1 tRNA gene is annotated in these 290 nt (G+C 68.6%); it reads right to left on the bottom strand.

Annotated elements, in window-relative coordinates:
- Window positions 1–184: 184 nt before the first annotated feature.
- Window positions 185–257, bottom strand: a tRNA-Gly gene (locus tag G3I19_RS36730).
- Window positions 258–290 lie beyond the last annotated feature (33 nt).

Genomic DNA, 290 nt, shown 5'->3' with positions numbered 1-290 from the left:
GAGGCGTACGAGCTGCTGACCGGGACCCCCTGGTCATAGCCGTGCCGGTGCGAAGGGCCCGCTTCCGGCACATTCCCGGGGGCCCTCGGGCCCTTCGTCGCCGCGGCTCTGCTTCTCCGCTTCTCCGCACGCGGAGAAGCCCCCGGCCGGAATCCGGTCGGGGGCTTCTCCGTTCCTGCTGCTGAGCGGACGACCAGGTTCGAACTGGCGACCTCAACCTTGGCAAGGTTGCGCTCTACCAACTGAGCTACGTCCGCATGCGCCGTGGCGCGGGCACCACTATACCCAAC

Origin of the sequence: Streptomyces sp. SID10853 (genome assembly GCF_010548145.1) — a bacterium.
GTDB lineage: Bacteria > Actinomycetota > Actinomycetes > Streptomycetales > Streptomycetaceae > Streptomyces.
This window is presented reverse-complemented; position numbering and strand designations above follow the sequence as displayed.